15 protein-coding genes and 1 pseudogene are annotated in these 14,727 nt (G+C 66.4%); 9 read left to right on the top strand and 7 right to left on the bottom strand.

Features of this window, described 5'->3' with window-relative positions; translation table 11 throughout:
- Nucleotides 1-35 precede the first annotated feature (35 nt).
- From hcaB to ACOCMM_RS09610, 4 genes are all read right to left on the bottom strand, one after another.
- Nucleotides 36-812 (bottom strand): 3-(cis-5,6-dihydroxycyclohexa-1,3-dien-1-yl)propanoate dehydrogenase, encoded by a 777-nt coding sequence (gene hcaB / locus ACOCMM_RS09625; RefSeq protein ID WP_419552936.1) that lies wholly within the window; start codon nt 810-812, stop codon nt 36-38.
- Nucleotides 813-888: 76 nt separating this feature from the next.
- Nucleotides 889-1,419 carry a 3-phenylpropionate/cinnamic acid dioxygenase subunit beta gene (locus tag ACOCMM_RS09620; RefSeq protein ID WP_419552935.1) on the bottom strand — a complete coding sequence of 177 codons (531 nt, stop codon included), beginning with the start codon at nt 1,417-1,419 and terminating at the stop codon, nt 889-891.
- Nucleotides 1,416-2,786, bottom strand: a complete 1,371-nt coding sequence (locus ACOCMM_RS09615) for an aromatic ring-hydroxylating oxygenase subunit alpha (RefSeq protein WP_419552934.1) — start codon at nt 2,784-2,786, stop codon at nt 1,416-1,418. Before ACOCMM_RS09615 ends, ACOCMM_RS09620 begins: the two co-directional genes overlap by 4 nt.
- A gap of 16 nt (nt 2,787-2,802) precedes the next feature.
- Nucleotides 2,803-3,543 (bottom strand): class II aldolase/adducin family protein, encoded by a 741-nt coding sequence (locus ACOCMM_RS09610; RefSeq protein ID WP_419552933.1) that lies wholly within the window; start codon nt 3,541-3,543, stop codon nt 2,803-2,805.
- Nucleotides 3,544-3,661: 118 nt separating this feature from the next.
- On the opposite strand from ACOCMM_RS09610, the gene ACOCMM_RS09605 reads away from it, so the two are divergent.
- From ACOCMM_RS09605 to ACOCMM_RS09585, 5 genes are all read left to right on the top strand, one after another.
- Nucleotides 3,662-3,862, top strand: a complete 201-nt coding sequence (locus ACOCMM_RS09605; protein WP_419552932.1) for a DUF2283 domain-containing protein — start codon at nt 3,662-3,664, stop codon at nt 3,860-3,862.
- A gap of 94 nt (nt 3,863-3,956) precedes the next feature.
- A complete protein-coding gene (locus tag ACOCMM_RS09600) occupies nt 3,957-5,144 on the top strand; it encodes a CaiB/BaiF CoA transferase family protein (RefSeq protein WP_419552931.1) in 1,188 nt (395 codons plus the stop codon).
- 97 nt (nt 5,145-5,241) lie between these two features.
- On the top strand, nt 5,242-5,985 hold the full coding sequence (locus tag ACOCMM_RS09595; RefSeq protein ID WP_419552930.1) for an SDR family oxidoreductase: 744 nt from the start codon (nt 5,242-5,244) through the stop codon (nt 5,983-5,985).
- Between the two features lie 56 nt (nt 5,986-6,041).
- On the top strand, nt 6,042-7,253 hold the full coding sequence (locus ACOCMM_RS09590) for an LLM class flavin-dependent oxidoreductase (protein WP_419552929.1): 1,212 nt from the start codon (nt 6,042-6,044) through the stop codon (nt 7,251-7,253).
- Between the two features lie 67 nt (nt 7,254-7,320).
- Entirely contained in the window at nt 7,321-8,424 is a 1,104-nt protein-coding gene (locus ACOCMM_RS09585) for an NAD(P)H-dependent flavin oxidoreductase (protein ID WP_419554857.1), read from the top strand.
- Between the two features lie 117 nt (nt 8,425-8,541).
- Here the strand turns inward: ACOCMM_RS09585 and ACOCMM_RS09580 are convergent, their stop codons facing one another.
- From ACOCMM_RS09580 to ACOCMM_RS09570, 3 genes are all read right to left on the bottom strand, one after another.
- On the bottom strand, nt 8,542-9,267 hold the full coding sequence (locus ACOCMM_RS09580) for a nucleotidyl transferase AbiEii/AbiGii toxin family protein (protein WP_419552928.1): 726 nt from the start codon (nt 9,265-9,267) through the stop codon (nt 8,542-8,544).
- On the bottom strand, nt 9,264-10,007 hold the full coding sequence (locus tag ACOCMM_RS09575; RefSeq protein WP_419552927.1) for a hypothetical protein: 744 nt from the start codon (nt 10,005-10,007) through the stop codon (nt 9,264-9,266). Before ACOCMM_RS09575 ends, ACOCMM_RS09580 begins: the two co-directional genes overlap by 4 nt.
- A 102-nt stretch (nt 10,008-10,109) precedes the next feature.
- Nucleotides 10,110-12,359 carry a xanthine dehydrogenase family protein molybdopterin-binding subunit gene (locus tag ACOCMM_RS09570; RefSeq protein WP_419552926.1) on the bottom strand — a complete coding sequence of 750 codons (2,250 nt, stop codon included), beginning with the start codon at nt 12,357-12,359 and terminating at the stop codon, nt 10,110-10,112.
- A gap of 219 nt (nt 12,360-12,578) precedes the next feature.
- On the opposite strand from ACOCMM_RS09570, the gene ACOCMM_RS09565 reads away from it, so the two are divergent.
- From ACOCMM_RS09565 to ACOCMM_RS09550, 4 genes and pseudogenes are all read left to right on the top strand, one after another.
- The gene (locus tag ACOCMM_RS09565) at nt 12,579-12,836 is read left to right on the top strand and encodes a hypothetical protein (protein WP_419552925.1); all 258 of its coding nucleotides are present in this window, start codon (nt 12,579-12,581) and stop codon (nt 12,834-12,836) included.
- Between the two features lie 12 nt (nt 12,837-12,848).
- A pseudogene (locus ACOCMM_RS09560) lies at nt 12,849-13,118 on the top strand (redoxin domain-containing protein); the annotation flags it as partial.
- A 42-nt stretch (nt 13,119-13,160) separates the two neighbouring features.
- A complete protein-coding gene (locus tag ACOCMM_RS09555) occupies nt 13,161-13,760 on the top strand; it encodes a protein-disulfide reductase DsbD domain-containing protein (protein ID WP_419554856.1) in 600 nt (199 codons plus the stop codon).
- Between the two features lie 20 nt (nt 13,761-13,780).
- A complete protein-coding gene (locus ACOCMM_RS09550) occupies nt 13,781-14,686 on the top strand; it encodes an aminotransferase class IV (protein WP_419552924.1) in 906 nt (301 codons plus the stop codon).
- The last annotated feature ends 41 nt before the right edge of the window (nt 14,687-14,727 follow it).

Genomic DNA, 14,727 nt, shown 5'->3' with positions numbered 1-14,727 from the left:
TCGTGATTCAGGCCGTAACGTCTCCGCGCCGCCTGTCAGGCGAGGTTGGCGCCGCCGTCACTGTGGATGAAGCGGCCGGTCATGCCCCGTGACGCTTCGGATGCGAGGAATACGTAGCTCTCGGCGTGGTCCGCGGGGCCGAGAGCGACATCGAGGGGGCTGCGCTGGCGGATGGACTCGGCTCGATCCGGTTCCTGCCCGAGCGATCGGTCGTGCAAACCCAGGGAGCGAAGGCCACGCAGGTCGGTGCTGTGCGTGCCGCCTGGGGCAACCCCGTTCACCCGTATCTCCGGTGCAAGCTCGTGGGCGAGCGACATCACGCAGCCCCGCACGGCGAACTTGCTGGCCACGTACAGGATTCCCCCGCGGCCGGGCATGAAGCTGCTGGTCGAGCCGGTGAGAATGATCGACCCCCGGCTCTCGCTCAGAGGCTCGATGGCAGCCCGGACCGCCAGCAGCATGGAACGCACATTGACGTCCATGGCCTCGGTGAACGCTTCGTCGAGGACGTCATGGGGAAGGTCGGCAAGCCCGAGGTAGTAGTCGAACAGCCCGACGCATCCCACCAGCGTGTCGAGGCCGCCGAAAGCGTCCAGCATCACCGCTACAGCGGCGTCATTGTCCTGCGCGCTCGTGGCGTCGCCGCAGATCACCGGCCCATCGGACAACTCCACAAGCGCCTCGCACTTGCGAGGGTCGATCTCAAGCGCTCCAACGTTGGCACCTTCGGCCAGGAAGGCTTCGTGCACGCCCCGGCCGATACCCGAGCCGGCCCCGATGATCAAAGCTCGATTGCCGGTCAGCCTGCTCATCGCACGGCCACTGCAGGCACTGCCACCAACACGAACACGACGGCGCCGGACAACACAGCGCCGGACAACACAGCGCTCACAGGAAGATCGCCAGGTTCTGGGTACGCAGGACCGACTCGTCGATCTGGATGTCCCTCGATCGCAGGCGCATCCCGTGCGGCGTCGGCACCAGAACGTCGGTGCGGCCGGCGGACAGCAAGCTCGGCGCCGTCCGGTCGCCACGAGAGCGGTAGAGCAACACCGCCGATTCCACGATGAGCTCGTCGCCGTCGCCCTCGAAGGTCCGGACATTGGAGATGTGGTGGCGAATCCGGCTCTGGGGATCCTCGGTCCATGCGTAGTCAGTTTGGAATCGCTGCACCCGCTTCTGCAACGAATACCAGTCCTCGTCGAAGTGATCCATCGTCTGCACGTCGGCCTCGTCGGCTGCTTTCACGGCCGTCACTCGCACGGGCATCCGGTAACGGATCTGCGGATCCATGAGCCCGAGCCATCCCTCGAAGTCGGCGCTGTCAAGAAGGTGCGCTTCCTCCACCAAGAATTGCGCAGCGGCCTGGTGCCGCGAGTCGTCGTATGGCAGCGGGGCTCGGGCCCGCTGCGAACTCATGTGAGCGTCTCCCCCATGCCGAAGGCGATCATCTCGCGTTCGGGTGCTGGCCGGGAGACCAGGTCGGCCCACATCGAGAACCAGTGGCGCTGGTTGTGCTCGCCGAAGCCCTGGTAGGCCGTTCCTGGGCCAGCGAAGCCCTCGAACTGGTCAACGATCGGATCGCCGGCGAGCGTCAGGCCCATGCGGTTGTTGAGGAGCAGATTTCGTGCCATCGACCCTCGTGCCATCGTCGTGATCGACACCCAGTTCTCGACATCGTCCTGCTCGAACATCCCCGACGACCCGAAACACATCAAGTACGCCTTGTACGACGCGGCCTTGTAGTCGTCCGGGGCGTCAGCCGCCACGCAGAACCACGAGTACACCTCGGTCTCGGCCGGTCCGACAGGCTGCCACAAGCGCACCGAGATGAACGGCGTGATCCGCCCCTCGCCGTCGGTCTGGGGCCAGTTGTGGACGAAGCTCAGGTTGGGGAACAGCGTCGCCGCCGACGGCATGAAGCCCGACTCCCCTGCCAGCGCACGCTGGGGAGCACTCAGCCTCTCCTCCATGCGGTCGATCATCTCGTCGGGGTAGCCGACGTACTGCAGTCCTGTTCTGAACCCGTTGCCCGCCGGCAGCTTGTAGGTGGTGCCGCCGCCGGGTCCCGCGTGCCACAGCACGCCCTCCTTGCGCTTGTAGGGCTTCGGCTCGCCGAAGAGCTCAATGTCGACCACGCTCGCGTGGGTGTGGGGCGTGTGGTAGCTGTCGCCCATGAAGTTCTCGGCGCCGATCTTCCAATTCGCCTCGATGCGCCAGCGCTGGGGACCGCGGAACTCCATCCCCGCCGCGCTCTGGCCGGTGTAGAAGTCGAGGTAGAAGGCGAAGTCCCCCAGCCAGGTCTCGAAGTCGGGGGCGTCCGGGTCGAGGCTGGCGAAGATCATTCCATTGCGAACTGCGATCGACGGGGCCGGCAGGAGTGCCTGACCTTCCTTTATGAAGCCCGCATCGCCCCCGTACGCGTCCGTATGGAAGGGCAGTCCGACGAGTTGGCCGTCGTTGCGGTACGTCCATGCGTGATACGGGCAGCGGAACGTGCGGGCGCTGCCACGTTCGGCACGGCAGACCTGCATGCCGCGGTGGACGCACATGTTGAACATCACGTGGATCTGCCCGTCGCTGTCGCGGGTCACCAGGAACGAATCGTCCCCGATGTTGCGCACGACGTAGTCGTTTGGCCGAGCGATCTCGGACTCGTGCGCCAGGAAGTTCCACGACCGGCCGAACAGCCGAGCCCGTTCCAGCTCGAATACTTCGGCGTCGTTGTACAGGTAGGCAGGAATGAGGCCCTGACGCACCGCTGTGGTGACCTCGTCGATCTCCATAAGTCCTCCCCGTGCCCTAGTTCAGCCCAAGTCGGTCCAGGTCCAGGGCCGCCAGGTGGTGCCGCCACAGCGTCTCACGGTTGAAGGCCCCGCCGAGGTCCGGGAGTTCGGCCAGATCCTCGTCTGGTATCGCATTGGGGATCGCTCCCGCATTGCGAACCCGCAGGTGCACCTGCGCGAGGGTGTCGACTTGCAGCGCCCGCAGCACCGCCTCGGCAACGTCTGAGCCAGTGGTCACGACACCGTGCCCCTTCAGCACGAGGGTGTCGGAGCTGCCGAGCGACGCCGTCATCTCTGCGGCCAGCTCATCGGTGCGGATCAGGACCGAACGCGGATGCACCGGAACGCCCACAGCAGCGAGATGGGTCGCCGGGATGTCGTAGGCGCCGAAGATCGGCTCGAGTGCGAACCCCGCAAGGCTGGCCACCACGACATCGAGCGGATGGGCGTGCACCACACAGGCAACGTCAGGACGGGCTCCAAGCACCGACGTATGGATCGGCAGCTCGCTCGGCACCCTGTAGTCGCCACCGGGATCGTCGATGATCTCGCCCGAGTCGACATCGACGACACGCACATCTTCTGGCGTCGTGACCCGAAGCCCCGCTTCCGCGGGCCCACGGCACCGCACCAGCGCCCGGTTGCCGTCGAGCCGCAAGCTGATGTGCCCCAAGATGTTCTCGACCAGCCCGCGATGGGCCATCACCCGGCACCCCACGGCGACATCCCGCCGCAGTTCATCGAGGCCGTCAGTCACATTCCGAAGCTATATCCGATCCACCGCCTCGAATCTCAGACCTCAGCACTATCGTCCGAATCGGACGTCACCGCGTCACTCGAACTCGCGGAGCAGACTTCCCAGCACGAGGTGACCTGTGAGGCTTCAAATCGATACGAAAGCCGATGCCCTCTACCTACGGCTCGATGATTCAGACATCGTGGAGTCAAGAGAAGTTGCGCCGGGTGTGGTGCTCGACTTCAATCAGGCCAACGAGGTCGTGGGTGTCGAGATGCTCCACCTGTCGACACGCTCACCGGGTCTCGATACTTCGGCGCTGCAATTCGAGACCGTCTAGGAGCGTCTCGGATCGCGAGCTGGTGCAGGGGATTCGCGAGGATCGAGAGCTCAATCGTGCTTTCCTTTAGCGGGCGCCGACGACCGGGAGCCAGATGAGCACAGGTGAGACCGCTGCGGGGCCGTTGTCTGGGATCCGGGTTCTTGATCTGTCGTCGGTGTTGATGGGTCCGGCTGCCACGCGCACGCTCGGGGATCTCGGCGCCGATGTCATCTTCGTCGAGCCTGCGAAGGGCGACCGCAACCGCACCATGGGGTCCGGCCCGGCCGAGGGGTTCTCGGGCATCTCGCTCAATCTCCTGCGCAACAAGCGCAGCGTTGCGATCGACCTCAAGCAACCGCGTGGGCGCCAGGCATTCCTGGACATCGCCGCGACGTGCGACGTGATGATCACCAACCTCCGTCCCGGCCCGCTGCGACGCCTCGGCCTGCATTACGAGGCGGTACGGGAAGTCCGAGACAACATCGTGTTCTGCCGGGCACACGGCTACCCGTCGTCAAGCGATCAGGCGGACGCACCCGCCTATGACGACATCATCCAGTCCGCCAGCGGCGTCGGCGACCTCTTCCGTCGAATGGGTGGCGAGCCGATGCTGCTGCCGAGCCTCGTTGCCGACAAGGTCTGCGGCCTGACCATCGCCAATGCCGTACTTGCCGGTCTGTACCACCGATCCCTCACCGGTCAGGGGCAATGCATCGAGATCCCGATGATCGATGTCATGCGGGCCTTCGTGCTCACCGAGCACGGCTCGGGCGCGATCTCCGAGCCCCCCGTTGCAGACGCCGGCTATGCCCGCATCCTGACGCCCGAGCGCAAGCCGCAGCAAACCGCCGACGGCTGGATCAACATCCTCCCCTACGACCAAGCCCACTACGTCGCACTCTTCGAAGCCGGAGGTCGCCCCGATCTCGCATCCGATCAACGTTTCGCGACGCCCATCGAGCGAGTCGTCCACAGCGACAGCCTGTACCGCGACGTCGCGACCGTGCTCACCCAGCGCACGACCGCCAAGTGGCTGGAATTCTGCGAAGCGCACGGGATCCCGGCGACTGAGGCGGCCACGCTCGACGAGCTCATCGAGCAGCTCCCGGTCGACACCCATCCCGTCGCAGGTCCGTACCGGGTCATCCCGCCGCCCGAGCAGTTCTCCGAGACACCGGCCGGCATCCGGCGCCCTGCGCCCGGCATCGGCGAGCATGGTCGCGAGATCCTGGCCGAGGTCGGTTACGACGCTGCGTCGATCGACGACCTCGAAGCCGAAGGCATCCTCGCGTCACCCTGAGCGCTGAGCGCCGGGGGTGCTCGCCAGAGCCTGACCTACGATCCGCTCACGGGAGAACGTCTCCTAGCGGAGCGATTCACGACAGAACGGAGTGACGATGCGTTTTGGCGGCAAGCGGGTGATCGTGACCGGCGGTGCGTCCGGCTTCGGGCGAGCGATCAGCCAGGGGTTCGCCGGCCGCGGCGCCCAGGTGATGGTGACCGACATCGACATCGACGGTGCCGAAGCAGTCGCCGCCGATCTGGATGGGGCGCTGACATTCCGGCTCGATGTCACCGACGAAGACGCCCATGCGGAGCTGGCCCAGCTGATGACCGACACCTGGGGCGGCATCGACATCGTGGCCACGAACGCCGGGTTCTCGCACCGGGCCGGCTACACGCTGAACGTTCCCACTGACGAGTTCGACCTCATGTGGGCGGTCAACACGCGCAGCATCTACTTCGCAGTGAAGCACTTCACGCCGCACATGGGGCCGGGGAGCTCCATCGTGAGCACGGCGTCGATCGGCGGGAAACGGCCTCGCAAGGGCTTCACGCCCTACAACGCGTCCAAGGCGGCGGCGATCATCCTGACGAGAGGCCTGGCCGAGGAGTTTGCGCCCGACATCAGGATCAACTGCGTCGCACCCGTGGCTTCGGAGACTGCGTTCTTCGTTCGGGCGACCGGCAGCGACACGCTGCCCGATCCGCTGAAGCAGTCGATCATCGACGGCATCCCAATGGGCCGCATGACCGACCCCACCGACGTCGCCAACGCCGTGATGTTCCTTGCCTCCGACGAGGCCAGCTTTCTCACTGGCGTCTGTCTCGACGTCGACGGCGGCCGCAGTATCAGCTAGGGACGCAGTGATGTTCGCTCGCTCCGGCGTCGCACCGCTTCGGTAGGGTCCCGAGGGTGAAATTCGCCGCATTCCTGGCCCCCCACCATCTCCCCGGGGAGAGCCCTACGCTGCAGCTGCAACGGGATCTCGACCTCGTCACCCACCTCGACCGGCTGGGCTACGACGAGTTCTGGTGCGGCGAGCACCATTCGACCGGCTGGGAGACGATCGGCTCGCCCGAGATGTTCCTGGCCGGCGCCGCCATGCGGACCAGCCGCATCAAGCTGGGCACCGGCGTCACCTCCATCCCCTACCACCACCCCTTTAGCGTCGCCCAGCGCATCGTCCAGCTTGACCAGATGAGCTTCGGGCGGGCGATGCTCGGCACCGGCCCGGGCGCGCTGCCGTCCGATGCCCACACCCTGGGCATCGATCCCATGCTGTTGCGCGACCGCCAGGACGAAGCCATCCCGGTCATCAAGCGGCTGCTTGCAGGCGGCGAGCGCTTCACCTACGAGTGCGACTGGTTCTCGATGTACGACGCCAAGCTGCAGATCCTGCCGTACCAGCACGAGATACCGATGACGACGGCGTCGATGATCAGCCCGTCGGGCATGACGCTCGCGGGCAAGTACGGCATGGGCGTGCTGTCGATCGGGTCAATGTCCACCGACGGTCTGGCATCGCTCCCGCTGCAGTGGAGCTTCGCCGAAGAAGCCGCGCAGAAGCACGACCAAGTTGTGGACCGGGCCAACTGGCGGGTGATGTTCAACTTCCATGTGGCTCCCACCCGCGAGCAGGCCCATCGCGAGGTTGAGCACGGGCTGCTGCGGTGGCACAACGAATACAACGTCGACACGTTGCAGCGTCCGGGCCTCGAACCGCTGGCGTCCACTGCGGAGGCCATCGACTTCTACGCCAACCCTGACACCGCCGCGGGCGTCATCGGCACGCCGGACGACCTGATCGAGAACATCCTGCGGATGCAGGCGGTCACCGGCGGGTTCGGCGTGATGATGGGCTTTGTCAATGACTGGGCCGAACCCGAGGCCATGTTCCGCAGCTGGGACCTGGTGGCGCGCCACGTCATCCCCGCGGTCAACGGTCAGCTCGCGTCGATGCAGGAGTCGAACGAGTTCGTGATCGAGAACCGGGAGTACTTCGACCGGGCGGGCAAGGCCATACTTGCGAAAATCTTCGACAACGAACGAGCCGCCGCCGCGCTCAAGGGAGGCGGCACCGGCAAGACCGCATTCACGCCTCGCCTCGGCGCCGACACCGACTGACAGCCGCACCCGCCAACCCGCGCCGGCGCCCGACTGGGGCCAACGCTGGCCCGCCTAGGGTGCGGGAATTCTGACTCCCGGGGATCCCAAGCGGCTCGAAGCCGTCATCGGTGTCACCTCACCTGTGCTGCAGTCGGGCATGGGGGGCGTAGCCGGCCCCGAACTCGTCGCTGCGGTGAGCAACGCCGGAGGCCTCGGGATCCTGGCCGCGCTCAATCTTCGGCCCGACGCCGTGCGCTCGGCTATCGAGCGAGTGCGGCAGCTCACGGATCGGCCATTCGGCGTCAACATCTGGCTGCACGACGACGTTCGCACGCCGCCTGACGTCGCCAACCACTCGGACCTCGTCCGCTCGGTGCAGAGCGTTCTCAACGAACTCCGACCCAGATTCGACCTTGCCTCGACACTCGAAGCACCCCGGCCGATGCCCGATCTCGTCGATGCCGCGCTCGCGGTGATGATCGACGAGCGCATTCCCGTTTTCTCTGCGGGTCTCGGTATCCCCGGGGCTGAGCTGGTCGAGCGGTTCCACGAAATCGGGACTCGCGTTGTGACCATGGTGGCGACGACAGCCGACGCCGCCAGCGCCGTCGCTCACGGAAGCGATGTGGTGATCGCGCAGGGTCTCGAAGCAGGCGGGCACCGCAGCCACGGCCGCAAGCTGCCTGCCGCCGAAGCCGTCGGTACCGGGACGTTCACCCTGGTCCCCCAGGTTGTCGAGGCGATCGATGACCAGGTTCCGGTGGTGGCGGCCGGCGGCATCGTGGACGGGCGAGGCTTGGCAGCGGCGACGATGCTCGGTGCGGCCGGCGTGCTCATGGGCACACGGTTCGTTGCCACCGCCGAATCGCAAGCCAGCCAACTCTGGAAGGACCGGCTGATCTCCGGAGCCGGCACCACCGTGCTCACCGACGGGTTCACCGGCCAGTGGGCCCGGGTCCTGAAGTCGGAATTCACCGACCACTGGGCAGACCATGACGGACTGCCGCTGCCCGGACTGTTGCAGGCCGCGGCGCGCGCCGACCTGCAACGAGCCGCCGTGAATGCCGACGACGACCAGATGCAACCCCTCTATGCAGGCGCCGCGTTCGACCTGCTCAGGGATCTGCCGAGCGCCGGCGACGTCGTCACCAGCGCTGTTGAGGAGGCGAGACAGCTCCTGGGCCGGTGACAGCGACGGTTGCCGCTCACTCGACCCGTCGGCGGTGCTCGCCAAGCCGGGCCGCAGTCGAGATTCAGTATGAGGACAATCGCGCTGGTGCGCTCGCCATGACGCGGCGCCGTCTGATCAATCAAGTGCCGCAGCCAGCCAGGCAGCCAGTTCCGGTTGGCGCTGGCACCAGTAGGACGAGACTGTCGTGAAGCTTGCCTCCGGCGCTGCTTCTGCAAACCATGGGTCGTCAGCCACGTCGTCGAAAGAGCCGAGTGCCATCACAACGTGCGCCACGCTTGGGTGATCCAGACCGATTCCGTACCGCTCGGCGTACAGACGTAGCCCCATGCTCGGGCTGATGCCGGCATCGACGGTGATGCACATGAGGTCGAAATAGTCACGAAGCTCGCCTCGATCGCCGATCACCTTGTACCTGGTTGCTGCGATGTCGCGAACCGATCCGACAGCCAATCCCTCGATGAGTCCCGGCGGATCGATCTGTCTCTGGTCGCGCGCATGCAGGAACTGCACCTTCACACCATCTGCCTGGCACTTGAGCGTGCCGTCCGCGACTGACATGACCGAGACCTCTGCGATCGCTCGCAGGTCGTCCAATATCGCTCCCGAGTCGAACACCTCATGCACGAAGACATCGAGGTCTCTGCTGCGGCGGTGCCGCAGGTGCACGGCCAGCGCGGTACCGCCCACCAGCACGCCCGACGGCGGGGTGACCGCTGCGACCAGCGGCCAGCAAGCGCGGGTCTCCGGGTCGAGCACATCGGACCAGTTCTCGAGAGAGTCGCTACCGGGCCCCTCAATGCCGGATTCGCCACTGCCGGGTTGCTCGCCGAGAGAATTCACTGCGGCGCAGTACAGCGATGCGCCAGCGCGTTCTCTATGAGTGCACGCGCCGTGGGCTGGGTCGATCTCAACGGCAAGCAGTCTCGGAGCGCACTGGTGGACATGCGCACTGACGCCCACAACGCCGCGCGCGCCGACGGGCCATTGAGCAGCCGGTTGGCGACGTAGGCCTCATCGTCGGGCAGTCGCAGCGACGACGGATCTGGGTGGTTCCAGAACAGCGACCAGAATTCGGATGGCAAGTGCCCCGCATGCACACGTTTCGGCGATGGCGGAGGCAGGCCTACACCTTTGGCCTGAGCAAGCAACTGTTCAAAATCAGGGGAGGCAACGGCAGGCTCCCAGACACTGACCTCACATACGCCACTGCGGCGGCCCCGCTCCGAGGCACGAATTCTCACCGTGCCGCGTGCGGACAGCGTGTCCAGCGCGTGGCGCGTCGCTGACCATGACACCCTTGCGGCCCTGGCAACGCCCGCAACGCTGCGGAGACTGGCGGACGACGTCACCGCAGCGAGCACCAAGCGTTCGACTCGGCTGAGCTGGTCCGGTGACTCGGCACACGAAGCTCCGACGTCGTCCGGCTGCCGCCCCTCCACAGTCCTGCACCGCTCCCGGGCCGCCTCACGGAGGAAGCGCGCAACTGTCTCGCCGGAAACAAGTGCGGCCTCGCGGATCCGGTCAAGATCCTGTTGACCGATCCTCAGCGACAACTGCGCCGAACGGAGTTGCGCGGCCATGGATTCATCGTATCAATAGCATCTCGCGTTTATATATACATTCGCGACCAGCTCCCCTTGACTCATGATGCGGCTCGGGGGGATACGCCGATCTCGACTGGATCACTGCAGTGAACGCCAGATCTTCTCGGGTGTCAGCGGCAGGTCGAGATGCTCGACGTCGTAAGGCGCCAATGCATCGAGCACTGCACTGTGAATCGCGGGGGTCGCGACGACGGTCCCGGACTCGCCGATGCCCTTAACCCCCAGTGGGTTGAGGGGCGAGGGAGTCTCGGTCTCGTCGCACTCGAAGAAGGGAAGCTCCGCAGCGGAGGGCAGAAGGTAGTCGGCGAGGCCGACGGTCATGGGAATGGCCTCGTCGTCGTAGAACATCTCCTCGTACAGCGCAGCCCCGACAGCCAGTGCCAAGCCACCGTGTACTTGCCCGTGGGCCAGGACCGGCTGCAGGATCACGCCGGCGTCATCCACGCTCACCAGGCGGCGCACCTGTACTTCGCCGGTGGCGGTGTCAACCTCCACAGCGGCCACACAGGCGCCGAACGAGAACGATCCGGCTCTGCCCTCCGGTTGGAAGTGGTGGTCGACGCTGAGCTCGCCCAGGTCGGCCCAGCCGAGGGATCGGGCCGGGGTGCCCACCACGTGGAACAGCCCGCGACCGGTGTCGAGCGTCACGTCATCGGGGTCGGCTTCAAGCAGTTCGGCTGCGCGCTCGCGGGCCGCCGCCACCAGGTCAACCGCCGCTCCATGGGCGGCCGAACCGCCGAGCTGCGCCGAACGGGACCCGATCGTGCCCCCGCCGATGGGGGAACGGTCCGTGTCGTCGTGCGAGATGGTGATCTGGTCGACATCAAGGCCGAGCTGGGCAGCCACCACTGGAGCGAACGTCGTTTCGTGGCCCTGGCCGTGAGGTGACGTGCCCACCACCACATCGACTCGGCCGTCCGCATCGAGCTGCGCTGTCGCCCGCTCCCCTTCGCCGCCGCCGGTGATCTCGGTAGTGCAACTCACGCCGATCCCGAGCAGCACGTCGCTGTTCCCGTTCGCTCGCCGTTCTTCCTGTTCCGCACGCAAGCCCGCGTAGTCGGCGATTGCTGCCGCCTGCTGCAGCGCTTCGGGATAATTCCCGCTGTCGTAGGTGGCTCCGACGGCCGTGCGGTACGGGAACTGGTCGGCTGGCACCAGATTGGCCATGCGGACTTCGAGCGGATCGCGACCGATTACCCGGGCGAAACGGTCGACTGCTCGTTCGATTGAACAGGCCGCTTCGGGCCGACCGGCGCCCCGGAACGCCACCGTGGGAGTCGTGTTGGTGACCACTGAGGTGCCCCGAAGCGTTGCGTGAGCAATGTCATAGACACCCGTGCCGCTGTTGCGGAGGTTGGTGGTGACGTTGGTGCCCATCGCGGGGTACGCACCGCTGTCCTGCAGGGCGTCGACGGCGTAGGCCACGATGACGCCGTCACGGTTGCCGCCGATGCGGATGCGATGGCGGGAGGCCCGCCCGTGGCCCATCGCCAAGGATGCCTCCGAGCGGGTTTGCGCCCAACGGATCGGCCGCCCGAGTTCGCGTGCCGCCCAGGCGACCGCCACATCTTCGGGATAGCAGCCCCAGCCGCCCTTGGCGCCGAACCCGCCGCCGACGTCGGGCGAGATGGCCCGCACCATTCCCGGTTCGAGGCCGAGCAGTGTTTCGATGACGTGCTTGGCGCCCGCTGGCCGCTGCGAGCACACCCAGGCCGTGCAGCGCCCATCGGTTCCCCAGCTCGATGCGCCGGCAAGCGGCTCGATCGGGTGCGGACCCAGCCTCGGGTGTACCAAGTCGAACTCGACGGTGACGTCGCAGCCGTCCCATACCTCGTCGGGGACTGGATCGAGCTCCCAGGCGAGGGCGACGTTGGTGCCGGCGTGCTCATGCAGCAGCGTCGCGCCGTCGAGACTCGCATCGAGGTCGACGACTGGAGGCAGCGGCTCGTAGTCGACGATGACAAGCTCGGCTGCGTCCACTGCTGCGGCACGGGTCTCGGCGATGACCAAGGCGATGGGCTCACCGACGAAGCGCACGGTGTCGTAAGCCATCAGCGGGCGCCACAGGTCGCGGTTCATCGACGGGAGGCGAGGCGGGAACGGCCAGCCGTCCACCTCGGGACCGAGATGCACGGCGAGCACCCCGTCGGCCTCCCGAGCCTCGGTCACGTCGACCGACGCGAGCCGCGCATGGGCTTCAGCCGAGCGTACGAAGACGGCTTGCGCCGCTCCGACCAGCTCGGGGACATCGAGTCCGTCGATGTAGGTGCTCTGACCGCGCAGCAGCGGCTCGTCTTCGCGCCGCCCGCTAAATCCTGAAGTAGCCACGGCTGCAACGTAGCTTGCCGCTCCTACGGCGAGCGCGGCGCTCCCGGACAGCGGGCTTGCTGCCCGGCTGGCCGCTTGATTGAAGCAATCTGTTGCCGAACGCGTGGCCGAGCACTCCCGGCCGGGACCGCCGCGGCCCTGGCGGGGCGCTCGTACCGGGAAACGCGGACGACCAGCGTGCAATGATCGACGCCGCACGGCGGACGATCGGAGCTGCCGATGGAGATCACACTTGACACCAGGGGCGGCCCCTCGAATGGTCCGTACTTCGAGGATGCTGAGGGCTTCAACATGCCCGAGCCGCCCGGCAATGGAAGTCGCCGGATCCCGCTGGGTGACTTCCCGACCGGCCCCGAGGTGGGATCCCGCCTGCCGGACATCGTGGCGACGGACCAGTCAGGCCGCCGGGTCGATGTGCACGCTGACCAGGCGGGTCAGCCGGCTGTGGTGGTGTTCTACCGCTCGGCAGTGTGGTGACCGCCATGCCGCACCCAGCTGGTCGAGCTGGAACGAGGCATGGATGCCTACCGGGCAGCGGACGTGCGCCTGTATGCGCTGAGCTATGACGAGCCCGACGCCTTGGCCGACTACGCGGCGGCCCATGACACCACCTTCACCATGCTGTCCGACCCCGACAGTGAGGTCATCCGGTCGTTCGGGATCCTCAACACGCTGATCCCGCCAGATGACCACCCGTGGTACGGCCTTCCGTTCCCCGGGTCGTATGTCGTCGATGCGGACGGGGTCATCGTGGCGAAGTTCTTCGAGCACAACTTCGCTGTGCGCTCAGGTCCCGAGCAGATGCTCGCTGCTGCGCTCGGCCAGGAGTTCGAAGCTGGGGCTTCGGCCGACGGGCTGCCGGTCGACCGGGTCACTGCGGACGTGATGGTCGACGGCGATCGGCTGCCGATGGGCGTCGCCCGCCACATCGTTGCCACATTCCGGGTGCCCAACGGCCAGCACCTCTACGGCGAACCTGTGCCCAAGGGCTTGGTGGCTACAGCGATCGAACTCGACGACAGCGACGGAATCCTGTCCTACGAGCTGCTGGCGCCGCCGACCTGGCCCCTGACGCTCGCCGAGTCGGGCGACACGCTGCAGACCTACGAGGGGGACGTGGTGCTGCGGCTGCCGGTCGCACAGAACGCACGCCAGATGCGCAAGGACGACGATGGCCGTTATGTCACGATCAGCGGTCAGCTTCGCTGGCAGGCCTGCGATGACGTCGAGTGCTTCTTGCCCGAGTCGATGCCGTTCAGCTTCCGCGTGGACGCCGGCTTCCCGGTGCTGGGCGACATGGGCCCCGGCGTGGGCCGGGTGCCAGCCATGAACGGCGCACAGCACTGCCAGAAGCTGATTGACCGCCGTGCCAGCAATGGGTCCAGCGCCGACGACGAGTAGCCGAGCAAACGGAGTATTCGATGGCTGACGACAACCCCTTCAGCAAAGGCTGCGCCTGGATCCAGGGTGAGTTCGTCCCGATCGGCGACGCCAGGATCCCGCTGCTCGACGTCGGATTCAGCCGGTCAGATGTTACCTACGACGTCGTTGCGGTGTGGGACGGGAAGTTCTTCCGCCTCGACGAGCACCTGGACCGGTTCGAACGCAGCATGAAGCACCTCCACTTGAACCTCGACGTCGACCGCCAGCAGATCGCGCAGATCCTGCATGAATGCGTTCGACGGTCGGGGCTGCGGGAGTCCTACGTCGACATGATCGCGACGAGAGGGTGGCCCGGCCATGAGAGCCGCAACCCCTGGACCTTTCGGAACCAGTTCTACGCCTATGCGATTCCCTACGTGTGGATCGTCGAACCCGACAAACAGGAGGCTGGATCACACCTGATCATCGCCCGGGACACGGTGCGCATTCCCGAGACCTCTGTTGACCCGACGGTCAAGAACTTCCATTGGGGCGATCTGACCCGCGGCGCGTTCGAGGCCCGCGAGCGGGGCGGCAGTGTGGTCGTGCTGCCCGACCTGGAGGGCAACCTCACCGAAGGGCCCGGGTTCAACATCTTCCTCGTTGCCGACGGCCAGCTGTGCACGCCCGACGCTGGGGTGCTCGAAGGCATTACCCGCAGGACGATCCTCGAGCTGGCCGCCGAGCTGGGACTGCCCACCCATGTCGCACCCATCCCGATTGGCGACGCCGGCCGAGCCGACGAAGCATTCATGACCAGCACGGCTGGTGGGGTGATGCCGGTCACGATGATCGACGGCCAACCGCTGGGCGATGGAACCCCGGGGCCAGTCACGACCCAGCTTCGCCAGGCCTACTGGAACGCCCACGACGATCCTCGTTGGACCACGCCAATCTCCTACTGAACCCGTCGCAGGGGGTTCAGGCGTGTTTCCCGTCGAGATCA

Origin of the sequence: Candidatus Poriferisodalis sp. (genome assembly GCF_965198245.1) — a bacterium.
Classification (GTDB): Bacteria; Actinomycetota; Acidimicrobiia; order Acidimicrobiales; family Poriferisodalaceae; genus Poriferisodalis.
Note: the sequence above shows the minus strand (reverse complement) of the source record. Positions and strands in the feature narration are given on the sequence as shown.

Coding starts and splice junctions, on each gene's coding strand:
- hcaB (WP_419552936.1), bottom strand. CDS start 812: ATGAGCAGGCTGACCGGCAATCGAGCTTTGATCATCGGGGCCGGCTCG.
- ACOCMM_RS09620 (WP_419552935.1), bottom strand. CDS start 1,419: ATGAGTTCGCAGCGGGCCCGAGCCCCGCTGCCATACGACGACTCGCGG.
- ACOCMM_RS09615 (WP_419552934.1), bottom strand. CDS start 2,786: ATGGAGATCGACGAGGTCACCACAGCGGTGCGTCAGGGCCTCATTCCT.
- ACOCMM_RS09600 (WP_419552931.1), top strand. CDS start 3,957: ATGAGCACAGGTGAGACCGCTGCGGGGCCGTTGTCTGGGATCCGGGTT.
- ACOCMM_RS09595 (WP_419552930.1), top strand. CDS start 5,242: ATGCGTTTTGGCGGCAAGCGGGTGATCGTGACCGGCGGTGCGTCCGGC.
- ACOCMM_RS09575 (WP_419552927.1), bottom strand. CDS start 10,007: ATGGCCGCGCAACTCCGTTCGGCGCAGTTGTCGCTGAGGATCGGTCAA.
- ACOCMM_RS09565 (WP_419552925.1), top strand. CDS start 12,579: ATGGAGATCACACTTGACACCAGGGGCGGCCCCTCGAATGGTCCGTAC.
- ACOCMM_RS09555 (WP_419554856.1), top strand. CDS start 13,161: ATGCTCGCTGCTGCGCTCGGCCAGGAGTTCGAAGCTGGGGCTTCGGCC.
- ACOCMM_RS09550 (WP_419552924.1), top strand. CDS start 13,781: ATGGCTGACGACAACCCCTTCAGCAAAGGCTGCGCCTGGATCCAGGGT.